Source organism: Streptococcus oralis (assembly GCF_026782235.1).
Classification (GTDB): Bacteria; Bacillota; Bacilli; order Lactobacillales; family Streptococcaceae; genus Streptococcus; species Streptococcus oralis_CC.
The window spans coordinates 61,356-80,348 of record NZ_JAKUWE010000002.1 but is presented as its reverse complement, the minus strand read 5'-3'; the positions used below and the strand labels follow the sequence as shown (position 1 = coordinate 80,348).

The window sequence follows — 18,993 nt, the reverse complement described above, 5'->3', positions numbered from 1 at the left end:
TCTACAACTCACAAAAACGGCAAAGCTCAAAAATGAGTCTTGCCGTTTTTATATATTTTCATCTTGTAAATCTAATTGCTTCACTCTAGCTATATAGTAGGACATAATCAAAAACAAATTGAGGCTGACAATCCATATAGACCATTCATGAAGAAAATGCATCAATACAGCCAAGCTGATTGCGCCCACTATGAAACTTCCCACAACAATCCCATAATTTAAGGCCTGGCGACGGTATTCTTGGATATTTCCTTCTCTTCTAGCAATGCGATACAAAGCGGTCAACATCTTTCGGTAATTTCCAGACGTCATAAAAATGACATAGGGATGATCTTCAATCAAACTGCCCGTAAATGTTAACATCATCATTCCTGTTCCAAAAGCGATGAAAGGAACTTCTAATAGAGGAAATCGTGAAAAGAAAGGGAGAATAAGAGTTCCAATAAATAAAGGGAGCAGCATCTTAACCCGCCAGTAGGCCGTTTTGCGGCATTCTTTCATGTGCAATGCAAACAGAAATCCTAGAGAAAAGAAAATAATGGAGCAGAATCGTAGCATCGTATTGATAACATTTGAGTCGTGCCAATCAGATATCAATAGGAGAATATTCCCTGTCTGTGTCGCTACCAAACTATGGTATTGAATATGGCAAAATACATCCAAAGAACCACCTACAAATCCAAGAAATACTCCCATCAGTCGTGTGTTTTGAGGTAAGATTAATTTATCCGCCATGTATTATCACTCGTTTTCCTTTGATTTTTTTATTATACCACTTTCTCTTGGAGAAACTAAGTGAAAAACAGTTGACTCACTCTTTTACAGAACGATTTCTAGTAAGAGTTAAAACACCAAATTTTATTATTGAATCAAGGCAACACTTGAAACATTACCATCCGCACCTGTTGTAATTTGGATGATTTTTCCTCCACCGATTTTAGCATTATACTTGCCATCATCAAGAGTGTAAGAGTAGCCTCTAATAGAGTAGTTTTCTTTATTTCCTTCTGCAGTTTCTACTGTAAATTGGCCCCCTGATGAAACCGTAATAGTTTCGCCATTCGCTCCCTTCCAGTTGCCTGCAGCTGCTGAGAAATCACCATCGACCATGGTTAAAACACCCTTGTAGCGTTTGTTGTGTTCTGCTTGCTTGTCTTGAAGTTTGCGGTCAGTTGTTGGATCATAGCCTGACTGGTTAGACTGGGCTTGAGAGCCTTGCTGAGTTGAAGGTGCCTGAGATGGAGCTTGCTGACTAGGGGCTGCTTGTTCTTGTCTTGATTCAGGCGCTGGTTTCGCTTGTGACTGATCCGCCGCTGTAGAAGACTGACCAGAAGATGCCTGGGCCTTTTCAGATGAAGCTGAGCTTGAAGATTTTTGAGTCTTGCTTTCTTTGCTAGAAGAAGCTGCTTTGGAACTTGATGATTGACTTGTCTTGGCAGAGCTACTGATTTGAGCGGTTTCGTTTTTATTTCCACAAGCTCCTAGTAGCAAGGTAGAAGCCAACACAGTCGCTGCCATCAATTTTATATAGGTTTTCTTTTTCATTTTTTACTCCTTTATAATGTTTTTGAAATATTAAGAAATCTTTTTGTAATATAATTGTAACATTAGACCTTGAATCTGTCAACTATTTAGAGAAACTAGTTTAAAAAATTTCTCTCTACTATTTCAATTCGTAATCGAAACGAAAAAATAGAAAATTTCTTAGATTAGAGTCATATTTTTTGCATCGCTCTTGTGTAATTCTAAGAAAGATAGCCATTCATAAAAATGATGATAAATAAAGAGGTCGGGAACTTTGTCCCGGCCTCACTTTTTATTTCAATCGATAGGTTTTTCTTGGTTTCTTTTTAGGCACTCGTTTGAGCCCAACTTCTTCTACATATTCTCCGTATTTTACGAGAAAGTTATTGCTGACGATTGGGCCACCGGGGTTGATGAGATTGACCAGTTCAGTCCCCTCGTAGACAGTGAACTCTTCCTCCAGCAGATAGAGGAAGGTCGGATTCCAGTCAAGACGGCCTTGGATTCGTTTGATGGATTCTTGGATAATGGCATAGTGGTCAAAGGCGAAGGCTTGCTCCTCCAGCTCCACTCCCTCAAGGTAGCATTTGCCTGTCTGAAAGTCGACATCTACGAAAACCACATCCTTGGCATCGTCTCCTGCCTGAACGAGGTCTAAGGCACGGCTAGGTAAGTACACCAAGTGGGCAATGGTCACTGTCCAGCCCCGCGGATCACGCCCAGGGGTCGATACGGTCATTAATTGCTCGATTTTTTCCAAAGGTAGATCCAGATTGACTTCTTCTCTCACCTCACGCTGGCAGGCATGTGCAGCATCTTGTCCCTTGTCCATAAAGCCTCCAACTAAGGCTAAACAGTTCTGATAAGGGTGGGCCTTGCGACGGATTAGCAAGAGCTTGATTTTTCCTTCGACAAAGCAGTAGGCTACCATATCCACTGTCACACTTGGTTTTTCATATTGAGGGAGTTCCTGCTTGTAGTACCAATCCAAAAACTCCTCCTGACTTGCATGAATTTCATAATATTCTTTTTCCGTCATCCCTGCTGGAATCTTCGTGTCTACCATTTTAAGCCTCCTTTCGAACTGCCTTGGTCCATTGGTACCATCCCACTAGACTGTTCAGTGTGTAAACCCAGTACATCCCTTGAATGTGGATATTTTCACCCCACCAGAGGTAGATACTAAAGAGATTGGTTGCAATCCAGAAAATCCATTGTTCACGGTAAAGACGTGTCATCAAGAGCTGACCAACACCATTGGTCGCATCGGTAACACTATCACGGAAAGGGCGAGCACTATGGATACTTTGGTAAGCCAAGCCCATACCAATCCAGATAATGGCAGTCAAGGCTAAGTACTTGAGCCAGTCAATCACAGATAATTTCTTAGCTTCAAAGTGGGATTCTTCTGGTTTTCCTTGGTCATTGATACGATTGGACAACCAAGCATAGAGACCAATCGGCTGCATGACAAAGAAGTAAACAGTTGTCAAAACTTCGCCATAAAAAGTCGCATTCATAGCCAAAATCAAATAGATAGCCGAGTTAATGGCTCCAAAGAGATAATTGCTTGCACGACCTTCTGCTACTAGGATGACACAGACAATCCCAGTCCAGGATGCAAACAAACTCAGCCAGTCATGACTTTCCGTATTTTGTGTAAACTCCAAGATCAAGGGAACACTTGACAGGGCGATGAGATACAACCACTGGAAAAGGCTACGGCCAACAAAGAGATCTTTCCAGAGCAAGCGCATGATTCCTGCAGAACCAATCTTGCGGGCTTCGGCATGGACATTTTTAAAATTTTCGATAAATTGTGTGATTTTTTCAGTTAGTTTTTTCATCATTTTCTCCTAATCTGCTTGGTAAATGGCATCAATAGCCACTTTTGCTGCTTCATAATTACCTAGGTAATCCTCCGCTAGATAAACTAAAGGAATGGTCGTTAAGTATAGCTCCCTCATCTGATCCAAATGCTGGGAAAAACTGTAGCGAATATGGTCTTCTGCCATGGTCATATCTCTAAATCCGTCATTGACATAGGAGCCAACGGGTTGCACGAAGAGAATCAAGTCCCATTTTTCCTTAGCCAAGATAGAGGCAAAGAGATTGTCAAAGGTTTCTCCTGATAAGTCCTCTTGGTCCTCAGTCTCCATGTAATAGTCATAGTATCCTTTTGTTACCAAGGAGTTGGTATCGGCTATCACAAGGCCTCGATTGGCATTGCTATCGATTAGTTTGGAGGTCTGGTCATACTGCCCTAAAAGGAGATAATAATAATCCTTTGGAGTCAATTCATCGTCGCGGACATTGTTTTTGATCTGGTACTCACGCGCGTATTCCAGACTAACAGGCGCATCGTAATACCTTGCCAAATCCTTGGCCAGAGTGGTCTTCCCATTGCTGGCACTTCCCATAATCAACACTTTCTTGGTAAACTGACGGCGAAAAGGTTGAGCGATGTATTTCCAATATTTGCTTGGATTTTCTCGAATCATAGTCGCTGAGATACCAAACTTTCTTTCTTGCAAGACAATACCAAATCCACGTTTAGATAGCTCTTGCTGGTATTCTTCTTCTCCCACAAAAAAAGTCAATTCTTGCTGGGTTTCATCATAGGAAATCTCCGCTAACATCTGGTCCAACCACTCCTGCCAGCCCATAGGGTAACGGGGAATGTTGGTCTCATCCAGCTTGCAGACAGAGGTCAACTCGTCATCCCGAAAAGCCTCTCGGATATAGCGAAATCGTTTTTGAAGACTTAAACCTACCTGCTCACCTCGATCTCCCTCGTAGCCTGAAACGACTACCCAGACCTGGTCACACTGACGCTTCGCTCGCTGGATCAGATCGATATGCCCTTGATGGAGAGGTGCGAAGGTTCCAAATACCACTGCTGTTTTTTTTCATAAACGTTTTACCTTTTTATAATTTTTGATATTTTTATTTTCTATGTTTTTATTATATACTATATTTTTGTTTCGTCAATAGTTTTTTATCATTTTTTATAAAAAGGTAACAAAAAAGAATCAGGACAACTCCTGATTCTCCATTTTTAAACAATATCAAATTTTAATTGACCAGCTTTGACACCAATCTTGAGAGTCTTGCCTGCTACCAGTTCCCCCTTAAGAAGGAGTTCTGCCAACTTGTCTTCCACCTCTGTTTGCAGTGTTCTACGAAGTGGACGGGCTCCCATTTCTGGATCATAACCTTGGCTTGCTAGTAACTTCAACGCTGAAGCTTGCAGTTTCAAGTCGATGCCTTTCTCTGCTAGGCTAGCAATTAATGGTTTAACCATGATCTTAACGATTTCCTGCATGTGTTCGCTATCTAAGCTATGGAAGACCACCTTTTCATCAATACGGTTAATAAACTCTGGTCGATAAGCTTTTTTCAACTCTTCAAACATGCGTTTTTCCATATTTTCCTGATCAAAACGAATGTCCTTGGCCCCAAAGCCAACTGTCTTGTCGTCACGAAGGGCTGTCGCACCAAGGTTTGACGTCATGATGATAATGGTATTTGAAAAGTCCACCTTGCGTCCCTTGCTATCTGTCAAGACACCGTCGTCCAAGACTTGCAAGAGCACATTAAAGATGTCTGGATGGGCCTTCTCTACCTCATCAAAGAGGAGAACGGAGTATGGTTTGTTGCGAACCTTCTCAGTCAACTCCCCACCTTCTTCGTAGCCCACATAGCCCGGAGGAGCTCCATTGAGACGGCTAGCCGCAAATTTCTCCATATATTCGCTCATATCAAAGCGGATAAGGGCTGATTCGTCATCAAAGAGAACTTCTGCCAGAGCCTTTGCCAATTCGGTCTTACCGACCCCCGTTGGTCCTAGGAACATAAAGGAACCAATCGGACGCTTGTGACTGCGAATCCCAGACTGATTGCGGCGAATCGCACGGCTAATACTTGAAACAGCTTTATCTTGACCGATGACACGTTTGTGTAGTTCAGCTTCAAGATTTAGATACTTCTTAGCATCAGTCTGAGTCAGTTTTTGAACTGGAATCCCTGACAAGCGACTCAAAGTCGTCAAAATTTCAGATTCTGTTACCAAGTCTTTATAGACAGGGACTTCCTGCTCTTTTGCTATTAACTGGGCAGCTTGTTTCCACTTGCCATCCATCAAGGCCTTGTCAGCTGGACTCAAGTCGGATTCGTCTGCTTTCACCTGCTTGGATTTGTTTTGCACTGTTGCTGCCGCTTCATCTAAAAGGTCGATAGCAGAGTCTGGTAAGTGACGACTGGTCAAGTAACGATGCGCCATCTTGACAGCTGTTTCAACAGCTTCATCTGTGATTTGCACACGATGGTGTTTCTCATAGGTAGCCTTCAAACCTTGCAAAATAGTCATACTGTCAGCTAGACTTGGCTCTTCAATCGTCACTTTGGCAAAACGACGAGAAAGAGCTGCGTCTTTTTCAATGTGTTTTTGGTATTCTTCCTGAGTGGTTGCACCAACCGTTCTCAGAGTTCCACGCGCTAAGGCTGGTTTCAAGATATTAGCTGCATCCAGAGTCGAATCAATACCGCTACCAGAACCCATAATGGTGTGAAGTTCATCGATAAAGAGGATCACTTTGCCGTCTTCCTCAATATCCTTGATGATGTTGTTCATACGCTCTTCAAAGTCACCACGAAAACGTGTCCCCGCAACAACATTCATCAAATCAAGCTCCAAAACACGCATCTTTGCCATTTCCGCAGGTACATCCCCACTAGCAATACGCTGAGCAAGTCCAAGTGCTAAAGCTGTTTTCCCGACACCCGCATCTCCAACCAAGACAGGATTGTTCTTGGTCTTCCGGCTCAAGATTTGAATCATACGTGAGATTTCCTTGTCTCGACCGATAACTGGCTCTAACTTGCCAGAGCGCGCTTGCTCCGTCAGGTCATGCGTGTAGTCCTCGAGACCGCCACTTTGAGCTTGAGGCATACCCATCATATTGGCCATGGAATTTTGCTTGTCCGTTACTGTGCGATGACGTTGACGCAAAGCCTTGAGATCTTCTCTAGTCCAGCCAGCACGTTCTTCTAGATTGCGACGAAGAGCAGCAATTCTAACCTGATCTTTCTGGTCTTCATAAGAAAAGCCTGCTCTCTCCAAGATGCGAGTTGCCAAGGCATTACCATCATGCAAGATCGCATAGAGAACATGCTCTGTCCCTAGCACCTTTGCATGGACCACTGAGGCAACATACTCTGCTTCTGCAAAGAGAACCTCCAAACGATGGGAAAAGGGCAATTCCGTAAAGGTTTCATCTTGGCTATAGTCTGTTTCAGTCAGTTCCAACGCAACCTCTTCTAAACGGTCCATTTCATAAGGATAATCGTTTAAAGTCGCACCTGCCACACTGTAACTGTGATTGGACATGGCAATCAATAAATGCCAAGACTCTAGATAACGAGCTCCAAAATGGCTTGCAACCATGTAGGCACTTTCGATACATTCATTCAATGCTTTTGAATAGTTCATCTTACTTCTCTTTTCTATCTACCTCTTGTAATAGCTGTCGGAGCATATTGGCACGGACAACTGAGGATTCTTCCCCTAGGATACGATCCGTTGCTACTGAAGTCAGTAAGGTCATCTCCTGTTTGGTCATCAAGTCCTGCTCCACCAAAAGTTGGAGAATATCCTCATAAATCTCCTGACTAACTCTCTCACCAATCGAGTAAAGCAAATCGCGGAGCATCTCATGATGACTGGAAAACTCAATCCGCCCTATGCGAATGTAGCCTCCACCACCTCGTTTACTCTCAACTAAGTAACCTCTACTTTCCGTAAAGCGGGTCTTGATGACGTAGTTAATCTGACTCGGTACAACCTGGAAGGTATCTGCTAACTGACTCCGTTGCAATTCCACAATACCAGATTGGTCTAAAATCGCCTTGATATAGGCTTCGATATGATCTGATGTATTTTTAAATCTCATAGTAAATCAAACTCCTTCTTTGAACCTTGACTATCTTTGACTATACTATCATTTAACACTCTATAAGTCAAATTTTTAGAGCTCAGCCCTTGAAAATACTGACTTTCTTTAAAAACATTTAGGCATTAAATCGCCTTAGTTTTTCTTGAAAGTTCCTAAAAAAGTCCACAAAAAGAGCCCTAAAAAGGGCGTAATATTGACGAGTTCAGCAGGCAAGAAACTAGCACGGTCAAACGTGCTTTTTACTTTATGGACGATAATTCTACTAAATCATTTAATAATTCATGTCTAAATAACTTTTTGCACTCTTTTTGAAGACCTAAATTGTATCACCTTACATTTCTACTACTCTAATTAGGCATAAGATATAATAACTTTCCTAACTAATTATTTATATTGAGTTTTCAAAACAAGTTGTATTTATTGTTGCACTTATAATAGGAACCAAGAATGAGCTAGTCAAAACTAGCTCATTCTACTACCCTTCATATTTTGCATGTGAAATAATTATTTCATCTGTTATCTCACAATTTTGATATCTTTTATATACAGAGTCCCAAGGTCCGTTTTTTGAGTGAGTTAAACCGACTAATTCACTTGCTGTTAAATCACCATATTCGTCAACAGTTTCTAAAAGAATAGGAACTACTTTTTCAAATTCTTTTACGAGGAGCATTCTGCCAAGAGCTTGGGAAAGATGAATATCCTTTAAAATATACTTTGGAGCACTATCTGTTTCTATAGTGTCTGCACCATACTTTTTAAATTTTTGATAAACCTCTTGTACGACTGGTCCATAATCATAAGCGACTATTTTTTCAGGAAATAGCTGTTCCTCATATTTCAATAGATATTTTTTATATGCTAGATAAATTAATTTTTGTAATTTTAAATGCGAGGTAGCTTGAATTGCCAAGAAAAACTTTGCAATATCAATCGCAGAAAGTTTTAAGTCTGATTTTACAATTTCTTCAAATTCTTCAAAATCCTCACAAATCATTACATCTTCAAAAAAAGAATCAAATTTAAGCACGCTTTCCCACGTGCTATCATCAGATGTAAACGAATGTATTCCGACATCATTCCGCTTAATTTCTTTGAGCCGATCTAAAATACTTCTAATCCTATCGTTTTCTAACTTACCTTCTGGAGCAGCTATATGAAAACCAACTCTTGAGCCTTTAGTATATGAGCTAGCAACTATAATAAAATGTTGAAACATCTCTCACCCCTCCTTTTCTAAATTAGCTTGGTAATAATCTTTTGCTAATGAAGTATATTTCCGTTTTTGTTTGTGTTCTTTGTGGAGATTTTCATTTAATTCAGCATGACGTACATTCCAAATCTGTAATTCCCACGGAAAGAATTTATTGTTATGATTTTTAAAATATATATGTAATCCAATATATCCATCTTTCTTTCTCATATACATTCTATCTATATGAACTTTAATATTTATATCATTTTTTAATTCATCGTGAACCAAGTCTACATCTTGTACAAATATTCTAAAACCCAACAAATCATTGAGAGATTTAATTATAGGTACTTTACCATTCTCATGTTGGTCACCTAAATAATACCTGATTTTTTCACCAATCGACTCTGACTGCTTAACTCTGTATCTAACTCCAGAATATTCTGTTGAAAAGTCTATCAACTCTGCCGCAAATTGAGTTAACTCTGCCTTATATAAATCAATAAGTTTTTGAAAATCAGGATTTGCACCTGTCATATCTGCCACTTTATCAATGGTTTGTCTTAAATTACAAGTCAAATCAGGTTCCAATTTACAGGAAAAGTCAAAGTGTAAATCATTAATCCTCTTAATAATTTCAACAACATTTTCATAATCATAAGATTCTATAACCACCTTAGATAATCTCCTACCTATCTACAAATAAAATAAACACAAACGTCACATCTGTCCCCTGTGTTTACCTCGATTCTTTATGATTATATTATACACTTTCTCTTAATGTACCTTTTTTTGTGCATTTTGTCAATCATTTTGGTTATGTTTTTCCCTCGTTTTATTATAAAATGTATGAATGATATTTTAATGCTATTTATAATACCTGATAGATAAAAATTCTAACATACTAGAAGAATTTAAAAGTAATTGCTTAAGGTACTTAACTCAAATTTATATTTTTCCAGCTCATACATACCTACCAAATATTAGCTACAAATCACGATACCTATAAGTTGTTCGATGTCACTTCTACCGTTCCCCTAAAAACAATTGAGGTATGAGATTAGGTAGATTATTAACTATAGTACTACAAAATCAGGAAAATAAAAATGGAACTTAGAAAGTTTAACAATAAAGTTGTAACGATTACAGACGTTGATAACCATACCTTTGAGGGAATTTGTCTTTTTGAGGATAAGGATACTTTTGATGAAGAGTATAATGCTTTATCTGTTAAAACAGGTTTACGATGGATGAGATTGTTTGAAAATGAAATTTTAAAAGTTGAAATTGCTGATAAAATCGAACAGTTAAAAAGCCCCTAGTTTCTTTTCTAAGGGCCTTTATTTCATCATTAGTTTTTATCTTTATATATAAATAATGCTCCTTCTCGGTAACTACGAGCAAAATCTAGTAAGATTTCACTTTTGAGACGATCATACTCTGTTTTATCAATATCCAGTAATCTATATAGTTCTTTTAAAGTATGCGTTTGTTTTTGGGAAACAATAAATCAATTATAAAATATATCACGTTTCTTTTCGTCTAGGCCACCACTATAAGAGTCTATCATTTTGACCATCCCGACAGCTTTGGTTTCAAATGCGCCTGGAGTATCTCTAAGATTGGCTAACTTCTTCAGCGACTTGTAACTTTTCAAAAAAAGAATAATCTTCACCAACTCCCTATTTTTCTACTTATCTAAGCCCAATTCTGCTAATATTTGTCGTTTGTAGGCAATTTTTTGGACTTCCTTGTCCTCGTTTTCAGACCAATCTAGTTTAATTTCTGAAACAATCTGCCCAGGGCGATTTTTCAAGATATAGATGCGGTCGCTAAGATTGAGGGCCTCTTCAATACTATGTGTGATGATCAAGGTCGTTAGCTGCAGTTGCTTATGAATCTCCAGATACCAAGCGTGGAGTTCCATCTTGGTCATCTCGTCCAAGGCGCTAAAGGCCTCATCCAAGAGAAAGAGCTTGTGCCCGAAAAGGTAGGTCCGAAGCAAGGCCACACGCTGGCGCATTCCACCACTAAGTTCATGAGGATACTTATCCCGTACGGCTGTCAGCTGGAAGGTCGCAAGGATTTCATCTGCTCGTGCAATAGCTTCCGCCTTATCCACCTTTTGAATCAAGAGGGGCAGGATGATATTGCCAAGCACCGTCTTGTGCTCCAAGAGGAGATCTTTTTGCAACATATAACTCACGCGCCCCTTAGGATTTTCCTCGCCATCAAGGACAATTCGCCCAGACTGGACTTCTAAAATCCCAGCGATTAGGTTAAAGAGGGTGGTCTTTCCAACACCACTAGGTCCCAGGATAGAAACTACTTCACCCGAAGTCACCTGCAGGTTGATATCCTCTAAAATCTTTTCATCGCCATAGGCATAACTTACATGTTCGAGTCTAATTTCTGTCATTATTTTACAAATTCATTAGTGAAGCCTTTGTCTGTCAAGTCTTCTTTGAGGATACCATTTTCTGTATCCCATTTGTAGAAGGCATTCCAGCGTTCTGCGTCAAATTGTCCCCACTTTTCCTTGTCGCTTGCGTATTCTTTTGACAAGTATTTTTGCGATTCGATGACAAAATCACGTTTTTCCTTGAGTTCGGGAGCATTCTTGATGAGGATATCTGCAGCTTCTTCTGGGTGTTCCATAGCGTATTGGTAGCCTTTTTTGATAGCTTGGATGACTTTACGAGCTTCTTCTTTATTGTCTTTCAAATAGTCGTTGTTTGCGATGATAACGGGTGAGTAGTAGTCAAACTCCTTGACATAGTCTTTCAAGTACATGAAGTTGGCGTCTACACCTTGAGATTTGGCAAGGATACCGTCCCACCCATAGTAGATCCAAGCAGTGTCAAAGACGCCATTGGCAATTGGTGTGATGGAGTTTGAGTCGTTGTTTGGTACTTTTTCGACCTTTTCGAAGTCTCCACCTTGAGATTCCACCAAGGTTTTCAACATAGCAAGTTCAGTCGGGTCATTCCAAGTTCCGTATTTCTTCCCAACCAAGTCTTTTGGACTGCTGACATTGTCCGATTTACGTGAGATGATTCCAGATGTGTTGTGCTCAACGATAGCGGCAACGGCAGTGATTCCTGCCCCTTTTTCCAATTTCTTAGCCATGTAGTCTTGGAAATAGATAGCAAATGGCGCCTTGCCATTGATCACCAAGTCAGACGAGCTTTCTTCAGGTGGCAATTTCAAATCAACATCCACTCCAGCTTCTTTGAAATAGCCTTTTTCCTTGGCTACATAAAGTCCTGTGTGGTTGGTATTTGGGGTCCAATCTAAGATAAAGTCAATCTTCTTGACTTCTGCTTCTTTATTGTCCTTAGAAGCAGTTCCTTGGCCACAAGCTACCAGCACGACAGCTACAAAAGCTGTTACAAGCGTTAAAAACACTTTCCATATTTTCTTCATTTTCATTTCCTCTTTTCTTTTTCTCAAACGTTCTTGTCCTATGAACGTTTCCATTTAATCACATATTTTTCACTAACATCGACCAATTTCATGCCCAAAAGGCTGATAATCGACACCAGAATAATAATGGCAAACATGGTATCATACTGAAACAGTTTTTTAGACTGAATCATATAAACACCAAGTCCTTCAAAACCTCCCAACCACTCAGATACCACTGTTGTGATGAAGGCATAGGAGACACTGACCCTCAAACCTGCATAAAAATAGGGCAGGCTGACAGGGATTTTAAAATGCCAGAGAATTTGCCAAGGATTTGCTCGCATCAAACTAAACAAGGTCAGCATGTCCTTGTCACAATGCCTAAATCCATCCAAAATACTGACGATGATAGGAAAAGTTGTCGTCAAGATAATCAAGACAATCTTGGGCAAGATTCCATAACCAAGCCACAAAACCAGAATAGGCGCTATGGCAATGGTCGGTATGGTCTGGACAACCACCATCATTGGGTAAATCAGGTCATTTAACCAGCCCAGACTATCCATAAGGACGGACATGATACAGGCTATCAAGACACCCAACACCAAACCGAGTATAGCTACTCTCAAGGTTGCCCAGCTGTGGTACCAGAGAAATTCTCTGTCACGAACAAAAGACTGAAGGATTTCAAGTGGTGTCGGCAAGATAAACTTTGGTAGGAGTTTTAAGAAACCTGCTACCTGCCAAAGAGATAAGACACCCAAAAATCCTAGCAGACTAATGTGTCGTCTCAGTATACTTTTCAAGTTTCTCATCGATGCTCAAAATCTCTCCTACATTTATTTTGACATTGGCAAAGACATTATCTATCTCCTGCCCGGCCACTTCAAGCGCTTCTTTGAGAATGCGCATGAGTTCATCAAACTCCCCTTCCAAGACCGTTTCAAATGGTGTCACCACCATGGTCACGGACTGAGCTTGCAGATAAGCAATAACCTGATCGATAGTAGCAATTCGATCAATCCCCTGTGATAGGGGCAAGACTTGCAAGGCAATGCTTGCTTTCATAAAAACCTCCTTTTCTCAGGTTTCCTTTTGACAAAAAGAAAACCCCTTCCATATATGGAAAAGGTGCAGAATTCGGCTAAGTATCGTTCCCTACGCTGGCATTACCCAGATCAGGTGCGGTCGAAGTTTAACACTTCCTCTCAGACTGTACACAGACTCCCATATCTTATATGGACATATGATAACGCAAATACAAGGAAAAGTCAAGGAAACTGCTTACAGAAAATCTTGAAAAGAGTTTGAAGGCAAATGCTTCAAACTCTATCATAGTTTTCTTATTTAGCCTCGTACCAGGTTGCCCCTTCATTTTCATCTGCGATAAGGGGAACACTGAGTTGGATGGCTTCTTCCATGGTTTGTTTCACCAGATCTTTGATGGCTGCTAGTTCTGATTTCGGAACTTCAAGTACGATTTCATCATGCACTTGCAACAGCATCTTGGTCTGATAGCCACCTTCAACTAGAGCCTTGTCTAGCTGGATCATAGCAATCTTAAGAATATCTGCTGCCGAACCCTGAATAGGGGAGTTGATGGCAGTCCGCTCTGCAAAACCACGAATATTGAAATTTCGTGAATTAATATCTGGCAACTCACGACGACGCTTGAAGAGGGTCTCTACATAGCCCTTATCACGCGCCTCACGCACCACCTCATCCATGTAGTTTTTAATACCTGGGAAGCGTTCAAAGTAAGTGTCAATGTAGGCTTTAGCCTCCTTACGGCTGATGCCCAGATTATTAGACAAGCCAAAGTCTGAAATCCCATAAACCACTCCGAAGTTAACCGCCTTGGCATTACGACGGTCGTTTGGAGTCACATCCTCAGGACGTTCAATTCCAAAGACCCGCATGGCCGTCGAGGTATGGATATCTGCTCCCTCTTGAAAGGCCTTAATTAAGTGCTCATCTTTAGAGATATGGGCCAAAACGCGCAATTCAATCTGCGAATAATCCGAGCTGAGTAGCACGCTATCCTCCCACTCAGGTACAAAGGCCTTGCGAATGAGACGGCCTTGTTCCAAGCGAACAGGGATATTTTGCAAGTTTGGATCTACACTAGACAAACGCCCAGTCTGAGTCAAATCCTGCACATATCGAGTATGAATCTTGCCATCAGCCAAAATCCAATCCTGCAAACCAACCACATAGGTGGATTGAATCTTAGCAATCTGACGGTAGTCGAGGATTTTCTTGACAATCGGTGCAATAGGAGCCAGACGCTCCAGCACATCCACTGCTGTCGAGTAACCTGTCTTGGTTTTCTTGGTGTATTCTAGAGGAAGACCGAGCTTTTCAAAGAGAAGCACACCCAACTGCTTAGGAGAATTGATATTAAACTCTTCACCAGCCAACTCGTAAATCTCTTGAGTCAGTTTTTCAATAACAAGCTCATTTTCAGCCTGCATCTCAAGCAGAGTTTCTTTTTTGACCTTGATACCAGCAATTTCCATCTTAGCAAGGACAAAAGCCAGAGGTTGCTCCATGTCATAGAGAAGATCTAACTGTCCATGTTCACTGAGTTTTTCAAGTAAAACCGGCTCTGTTTCAACCAATACAGCAACCTTACGAGCCAAATGCTCCAAGAATTTCTCTCTCTCAGGGATAGCTTTCTTGACCCCCTTACCGTAGAAAGTCTCATCATCAGCCAGATAAGTCTGGCCATAGAGATTCGCAATAGTTGAGATTTCATTGTTCTCGACTGTTGAGAGTAAGTATTTTGCCAAACGACTGTCAAAAGCAGGAGCCTGCAGATTCAAACCCAAGCGATTTAAAAGAACCTTCGCTTTCTTAAAGTCATACACTTTCAGAGGTGTTTTTTCTAAAAATTCCTTGAAAAACGGCTCCTGCAAGAGCTCAAGTTTGTCTGTGGCGTAAAGTTTATCCCCGCAGGACCAGGCAAAACCAACCAAGTCATCTGTATGGTAGTTCTCACCAAAGAGTTCAAAGTGGAAGATAGAGCCTGCGCTCAGCATGTCTTGACTGACGTGGTCAACGATAGTGAAATCTAAACTTTCAGGCATATCCGTTGATGACACATTTAAAGCTTGTTTGAGCTGTTTGAAGCCCATCTCATCGTAGAATTTCCCAAGATTTTCTACATCTGGGCCATTATAGACCAAATCATCTAGTCCAATCTCAATCGGTGCCTGAGTCTCAATGGTCGCTAGTGTTTTCGATAAAAAGGCCTGTTCCTTGTCATTGATGAGATTTTCCTTCATCTTAGAAGCCTTCATCCCATCGATATTTTCATAAATACCCTCAAGCGAACCATGCTCCAGCAAGAGCTTGATACCCGTCTTTTCACCGATTTTCGTGACACCAGGGATATTATCAGACTTATCCCCCATGAGGGCCTTAAGATCAATGAACTGAGCTGGCGTGAGGCCCATCTTTTCCATGAGATAGTCTGGCGTAAAGGCCTCAAACTCAGCCACACCTTTCTTGGAAATCTCGACCACCGTATGCTCGTCCGTCAACTGGATCAAATCCTTATCTCCGCTAACGATTGTCACATCAAAAGAATCCTTCTCAGCCAAACGACCTAGGGTCCCGATGATATCATCCGCTTCATACTGGGCCAACTCATAGTGGCGAATCCCAAGGTGGTCTAACAACTCACGAATGAAGGGAAATTGCTCACGAAACTCATCTGGAGTTTTAGCACGGCCACCCTTGTAGTCTGCATACATCTCTGTTCGGAAAGTCGTCTTGCCTGCATCAAAGGCTACCAAAACATGACTGGGCTCAACCCGCTCCAAGACATGATTCAACATGAGTTGAAAGCCATAGATTGCATTGGTATGAAGGCCATTAGCATTTTTAAAACGATCCAACTGCTGATAGAGCGCAAAAAAAGCTCGAAAAGCAACTGAAGATCCATCAATTAATAATAATTTTTTCTTGTCCATACACCCATTATAAAGGAAAGCAAGGAAAAATACCATCGGAAAGAATAGGCAAATGGTAGTGAAGTTCTCTTTTTTATATTCTTTCTAGATTCTAGCTCCATTACTATCCACTCGATAGCCATCCACTGTAGTATTCACTGCTAAAGCCCCTGAAGCATTGACGTAGTAAGATTTTCCGCCTACCTGGAACCACTGACTAGACTTCATAGCCCCTGAACTTTCCAAATAGTACCATGTTCCATTTTCCTTGAGCCAACCTGTCTGCATCTCCCCTGATGCCTTTAGATAATACCAGTGAGAGCCATCCTTAATCCAGCCAGTTGACATGGCCCCATTTTCCTTTAAATGATACCAATTGTTGTTAACTTTTTTCCATCCTGTCACTAGCTTACCATTCTCTCGGTAATACCAACTCCCTCCTTCTTTTTTCCAGCCTTTCTCTGTATTGCTTAACTCTGCATACTGCACATATCTTCTAGCACCACTGTAGGATAGATAACTGAGCCACTTATATCCATCCTTTTCAATAACCTGATCATAACTCACACTCTCACCAGCATAATAGTAGTCAATAACCTGTCCTGTACTTGACGGTTGGTCCATAATCGGCGATTTCCCCGTGAATACTATTGTCCCACTGGACGGAAGCTCTGAGCTACGAGCATTCTCACCCGCACTATGGCTAGCAGATAAATCCCTAAAATGAATAAAACCTGTCATCGAACTAGCCTTGACTTTTCGACGGTTATACTTTTCTCGAACACCATAGTTATACTCTTCGATCTCAATCGTATCCCCTGACACATTTGATACCCAGGCCACGTGCCCATAATAACCTTCTGTCGACCAAGCAATAGCCCCAACTTCTGGCTTAGTATCCACACGGTAGCCTTCTCGCCTTGCACGATGTCCCCATTCATTTGCATTTCCGTAGGCAGGAGGAATCTCAAAGCCATTTACACTACTCAAACGAAAGGCCGCAAAAGACGTACACTGGCGAGAATACATCCGCCATTGATCGATTTCAACACTACCATTTTTGTAGTGAAGCGGATAGTCATCTCCACGCGCTACACTGTCAGCCTGAACCGATTCCCCACCAAACAAAAAGGTACTCGTAACGAACAAAGTAGCCAGCCCTACACCCAACTGAGTATATCTACTCTTCTTAACTCCTGATTTAAAAAACGTCATTCATTCTCCTTAATAATATAAATTTCCGAGGTTACCCTCGTTTATACTATTCGGGAGAAAAAGAAAAAAGTGAGCAAAGCTCACTTCATTTTAGGATTCTTGGTCTAGATAGCGAATCAAGTTCTTTTCTGTCAAGATATCTGAGTAGGTGAAGGATTCAACGTAAACATTAGCTTGTTTATCTCCCTCAACATCCCCAAATTCAACGATAAATAGAGATGGATAAACCTCAATTAGCTTACCCAATCGATTTTTTTGGCGCTTACGGCCATTCTCCAAAGTCATTTCAACGACTTGTCCCTCATGCGCCTTGATCTCTTCTTTGATTTTTTTCATCTTGGCTACATCTGTAAATGCATCTGACATCTTATGCCTCCCTCTTTGAGATACTTGAAAATTTATTGTATTCTTTTTGGAAAATCAATTCCACCGTTCCACGAGCTCCACTACGGTTTTTCTCGATGATAACCTCAACCTTGTTATTTGGAATTCCTTCCTCCTCTTCACCCGCACGATCGTAGTAATCGTCACGGTATAGAAAAGCTACAATATCCGCATCCTGCTCGATAGAACCCGATTCACGAATATCAGACAAGACTGGTCTCTTATCCTGACGCTGTTCCACTCCACGAGATAACTGACTAAGAGCAATGACTGGAACTTTTAGCTCCTTAGCTAGAATTTTTAACTGACGAGAAATTTCAGAGACTTCTTGTTGGCGGTTCTCACGACCAGTTCCTGTGATAAGCTGTAGGTAGTCAATCAAAATCAAGCCTAGATTGCCTGTTTCTTGAGCCAGTTTACGTGAGCGCGAACGAATTTCCGTGATCCGAATCCCTGGTGTATCGTCGATATAGATACTCGCGTTGGCTAGATTTCCTTGGGCAATAGTATACTTTTGCCACTCCTCATCAGTCAATTGACCCGTACGGATAGAATGAGACTCCACCAAGCCTTCGGCCGCTAGCATCCGGTCTACTAGACTTTCCGCACCCATTTCCAGTGAAAAGATAGCTACCGTCTTGTCCAACTTAGTCCCAATGTTCTGAGCAATATTTAAGGCAAAGGCTGTCTTACCAACCGCTGGTCGCGCCGCTAGGATGATTAACTCCTCCTCATGGAGACCTGTCGTCATATGGTCCAAATCACGGTAGCCCGTTGCAATACCTGTGATATCCGTTGTTTGTTGTGACCGAACTTCTAGGTTCCCAAAGTTAATATTAAGAATATCACGGATGTTCTTGAAACCACTACGATTGGCGTTTTCGCTAACATCAATGAGTCCCTTTTCAGCTTGAGCGATGATTTCATCTGCAGGCTTAGAAGCCTCATAGGCTTGGTTGACAGACTCTGTCAACTTGGAAATCAAGCGACGTAGCATAGCCCTTTCGGCTACAATTTTAGCATAATACTCTGCATTGGCTGAAGTTGGTACAGAGTTGACAATTTCGACAAGGTAAGACAAGCCACCAATATTTTGGAGATCCCCTTGGCTATCCAAAATCGTCCGAACTGTCGTCGCATCAATCGCTTCCCCACGATCCGACAAATCTACCATCGCTTGGAAGATCAATCGATGAGCATATTTAAAGAAGTCACGAGAATCAATGTATTCTCGGACAAAAACGAGCTTACTCTCATCTATAAAAATAGCCCCCAGAACAGATTGTTCTGCCAAAATATCCTGAGGCTGAACTCGCAGTTCCTCTACTTCTGCCATCCGACTTTCCTTCCTTTTACA

Annotated in this window: 18 protein-coding genes and 1 riboswitch; of the genes, 1 reads left to right on the top strand and 17 read right to left on the bottom strand. The window is 41.2% G+C overall.

Annotated features, from left to right (window positions below; translation table 11 throughout):
- Nucleotides 1-48: 48 nt before the first annotated feature.
- The 9 genes from MK396_RS00845 to MK396_RS00805 form a co-directional block, all read right to left on the bottom strand.
- Nucleotides 49-735 carry a YoaK family protein gene (locus tag MK396_RS00845; protein ID WP_268723378.1) on the bottom strand — a complete coding sequence of 229 codons (687 nt, stop codon included), beginning with the start codon at nt 733-735 and terminating at the stop codon, nt 49-51.
- A 126-nt stretch (nt 736-861) separates the two neighbouring features.
- A complete protein-coding gene (locus tag MK396_RS00840) occupies nt 862-1,545 on the bottom strand; it encodes a hypothetical protein (RefSeq protein ID WP_268723377.1) in 684 nt (227 codons plus the stop codon).
- Between the two features lie 271 nt (nt 1,546-1,816).
- On the bottom strand, nt 1,817-2,590 hold the full coding sequence (locus MK396_RS00835; protein ID WP_268723376.1) for an NUDIX hydrolase: 774 nt from the start codon (nt 2,588-2,590) through the stop codon (nt 1,817-1,819).
- Nucleotide 2,591: 1 nt separating this feature from the next.
- A complete protein-coding gene (gene pnuC, locus MK396_RS00830; RefSeq protein WP_268723375.1) occupies nt 2,592-3,371 on the bottom strand; it encodes a nicotinamide riboside transporter PnuC in 780 nt (259 codons plus the stop codon).
- A 9-nt stretch (nt 3,372-3,380) separates the two neighbouring features.
- Entirely contained in the window at nt 3,381-4,421 is a 1,041-nt protein-coding gene (locus tag MK396_RS00825; RefSeq protein WP_268723374.1) for an AAA family ATPase, read from the bottom strand.
- Between the two features lie 161 nt (nt 4,422-4,582).
- Complete coding sequence (locus MK396_RS00820; protein ID WP_268723373.1) at nt 4,583-7,015, bottom strand: ATP-dependent Clp protease ATP-binding subunit; 2,433 nt, start codon at nt 7,013-7,015, stop codon at nt 4,583-4,585.
- Between the two features lies 1 nt (nt 7,016).
- On the bottom strand, nt 7,017-7,475 hold the full coding sequence (locus tag MK396_RS00815) for a CtsR family transcriptional regulator (RefSeq protein ID WP_084874717.1): 459 nt from the start codon (nt 7,473-7,475) through the stop codon (nt 7,017-7,019).
- A gap of 478 nt (nt 7,476-7,953) precedes the next feature.
- Complete coding sequence (locus MK396_RS00810; RefSeq protein ID WP_125840562.1) at nt 7,954-8,697, bottom strand: Panacea domain-containing protein; 744 nt, start codon at nt 8,695-8,697, stop codon at nt 7,954-7,956.
- A 3-nt stretch (nt 8,698-8,700) separates the two neighbouring features.
- Nucleotides 8,701-9,348 carry a hypothetical protein gene (locus MK396_RS00805; RefSeq protein WP_268723372.1) on the bottom strand — a complete coding sequence of 216 codons (648 nt, stop codon included), beginning with the start codon at nt 9,346-9,348 and terminating at the stop codon, nt 8,701-8,703.
- Between the two features lie 431 nt (nt 9,349-9,779).
- Here MK396_RS00805 and MK396_RS00800 point away from each other — a divergent pair, with 431 nt between their 5' ends.
- A complete protein-coding gene (locus tag MK396_RS00800; protein ID WP_125840560.1) occupies nt 9,780-9,995 on the top strand; it encodes a hypothetical protein in 216 nt (71 codons plus the stop codon).
- 368 nt (nt 9,996-10,363) lie between these two features.
- On the opposite strand, the gene MK396_RS00795 is transcribed toward MK396_RS00800, so the two are convergent.
- From MK396_RS00795 to dnaB, 8 genes are all read right to left on the bottom strand, one after another.
- Nucleotides 10,364-11,092 carry an ABC transporter ATP-binding protein gene (locus MK396_RS00795; protein ID WP_084852846.1) on the bottom strand — a complete coding sequence of 243 codons (729 nt, stop codon included), beginning with the start codon at nt 11,090-11,092 and terminating at the stop codon, nt 10,364-10,366.
- Entirely contained in the window at nt 11,092-12,099 is a 1,008-nt protein-coding gene (locus tag MK396_RS00790; protein WP_268723371.1) for an ABC transporter substrate-binding protein, read from the bottom strand. The genes MK396_RS00795 and MK396_RS00790 overlap by 1 nt, the downstream gene beginning before the upstream one ends.
- Nucleotides 12,100-12,137: 38 nt before the next feature.
- On the bottom strand, nt 12,138-12,896 hold the full coding sequence (locus MK396_RS00785; protein ID WP_268723370.1) for an ABC transporter permease: 759 nt from the start codon (nt 12,894-12,896) through the stop codon (nt 12,138-12,140).
- A complete protein-coding gene (locus MK396_RS00780) occupies nt 12,859-13,149 on the bottom strand; it encodes a thiamine-binding protein (protein ID WP_125840556.1) in 291 nt (96 codons plus the stop codon). The genes MK396_RS00785 and MK396_RS00780 overlap by 38 nt, the downstream gene beginning before the upstream one ends.
- Nucleotides 13,150-13,219: 70 nt before the next feature.
- A riboswitch (TPP riboswitch) is annotated at nt 13,220-13,322 on the bottom strand.
- A gap of 102 nt (nt 13,323-13,424) precedes the next feature.
- Nucleotides 13,425-16,058, bottom strand: a complete 2,634-nt coding sequence (polA, locus tag MK396_RS00775) for a DNA polymerase I (RefSeq protein WP_254736216.1) — start codon at nt 16,056-16,058, stop codon at nt 13,425-13,427.
- An 84-nt stretch (nt 16,059-16,142) separates the two neighbouring features.
- Complete coding sequence (locus tag MK396_RS00770; RefSeq protein WP_254736217.1) at nt 16,143-17,252, bottom strand: N-acetylmuramoyl-L-alanine amidase family protein; 1,110 nt, start codon at nt 17,250-17,252, stop codon at nt 16,143-16,145.
- Nucleotides 17,253-17,342: 90 nt separating this feature from the next.
- Nucleotides 17,343-17,618 carry a Veg family protein gene (locus MK396_RS00765; RefSeq protein ID WP_001278166.1) on the bottom strand — a complete coding sequence of 92 codons (276 nt, stop codon included), beginning with the start codon at nt 17,616-17,618 and terminating at the stop codon, nt 17,343-17,345.
- 1 nt (nt 17,619) lies between these two features.
- Complete coding sequence (gene dnaB / locus MK396_RS00760; RefSeq protein ID WP_254736218.1) at nt 17,620-18,972, bottom strand: replicative DNA helicase; 1,353 nt, start codon at nt 18,970-18,972, stop codon at nt 17,620-17,622.
- Nucleotides 18,973-18,993: the final 21 nt, after the last annotated feature.

Coding starts and splice junctions, on each gene's coding strand:
- MK396_RS00845 (WP_268723378.1), bottom strand. CDS start 735: ATGGCGGATAAATTAATCTTACCTCAAAACACACGACTGATGGGAGTA.
- MK396_RS00840 (WP_268723377.1), bottom strand. CDS start 1,545: ATGAAAAAGAAAACCTATATAAAATTGATGGCAGCGACTGTGTTGGCT.
- MK396_RS00835 (WP_268723376.1), bottom strand. CDS start 2,590: ATGGTAGACACGAAGATTCCAGCAGGGATGACGGAAAAAGAATATTAT.
- pnuC (WP_268723375.1), bottom strand. CDS start 3,371: ATGAAAAAACTAACTGAAAAAATCACACAATTTATCGAAAATTTTAAA.
- MK396_RS00820 (WP_268723373.1), bottom strand. CDS start 7,015: ATGAACTATTCAAAAGCATTGAATGAATGTATCGAAAGTGCCTACATG.
- MK396_RS00815 (WP_084874717.1), bottom strand. CDS start 7,475: ATGAGATTTAAAAATACATCAGATCATATCGAAGCCTATATCAAGGCG.
- MK396_RS00810 (WP_125840562.1), bottom strand. CDS start 8,697: ATGTTTCAACATTTTATTATAGTTGCTAGCTCATATACTAAAGGCTCA.
- MK396_RS00800 (WP_125840560.1), top strand. CDS start 9,780: ATGGAACTTAGAAAGTTTAACAATAAAGTTGTAACGATTACAGACGTT.
- MK396_RS00795 (WP_084852846.1), bottom strand. CDS start 11,092: ATGACAGAAATTAGACTCGAACATGTAAGTTATGCCTATGGCGATGAA.
- MK396_RS00790 (WP_268723371.1), bottom strand. CDS start 12,099: ATGAAGAAAATATGGAAAGTGTTTTTAACGCTTGTAACAGCTTTTGTA.
- MK396_RS00785 (WP_268723370.1), bottom strand. CDS start 12,896: ATGAGAAACTTGAAAAGTATACTGAGACGACACATTAGTCTGCTAGGA.
- MK396_RS00780 (WP_125840556.1), bottom strand. CDS start 13,149: ATGAAAGCAAGCATTGCCTTGCAAGTCTTGCCCCTATCACAGGGGATT.
- polA (WP_254736216.1), bottom strand. CDS start 16,058: ATGGACAAGAAAAAATTATTATTAATTGATGGATCTTCAGTTGCTTTT.
- MK396_RS00770 (WP_254736217.1), bottom strand. CDS start 17,252: ATGACGTTTTTTAAATCAGGAGTTAAGAAGAGTAGATATACTCAGTTG.
- MK396_RS00765 (WP_001278166.1), bottom strand. CDS start 17,618: ATGTCAGATGCATTTACAGATGTAGCCAAGATGAAAAAAATCAAAGAA.
- dnaB (WP_254736218.1), bottom strand. CDS start 18,972: ATGGCAGAAGTAGAGGAACTGCGAGTTCAGCCTCAGGATATTTTGGCA.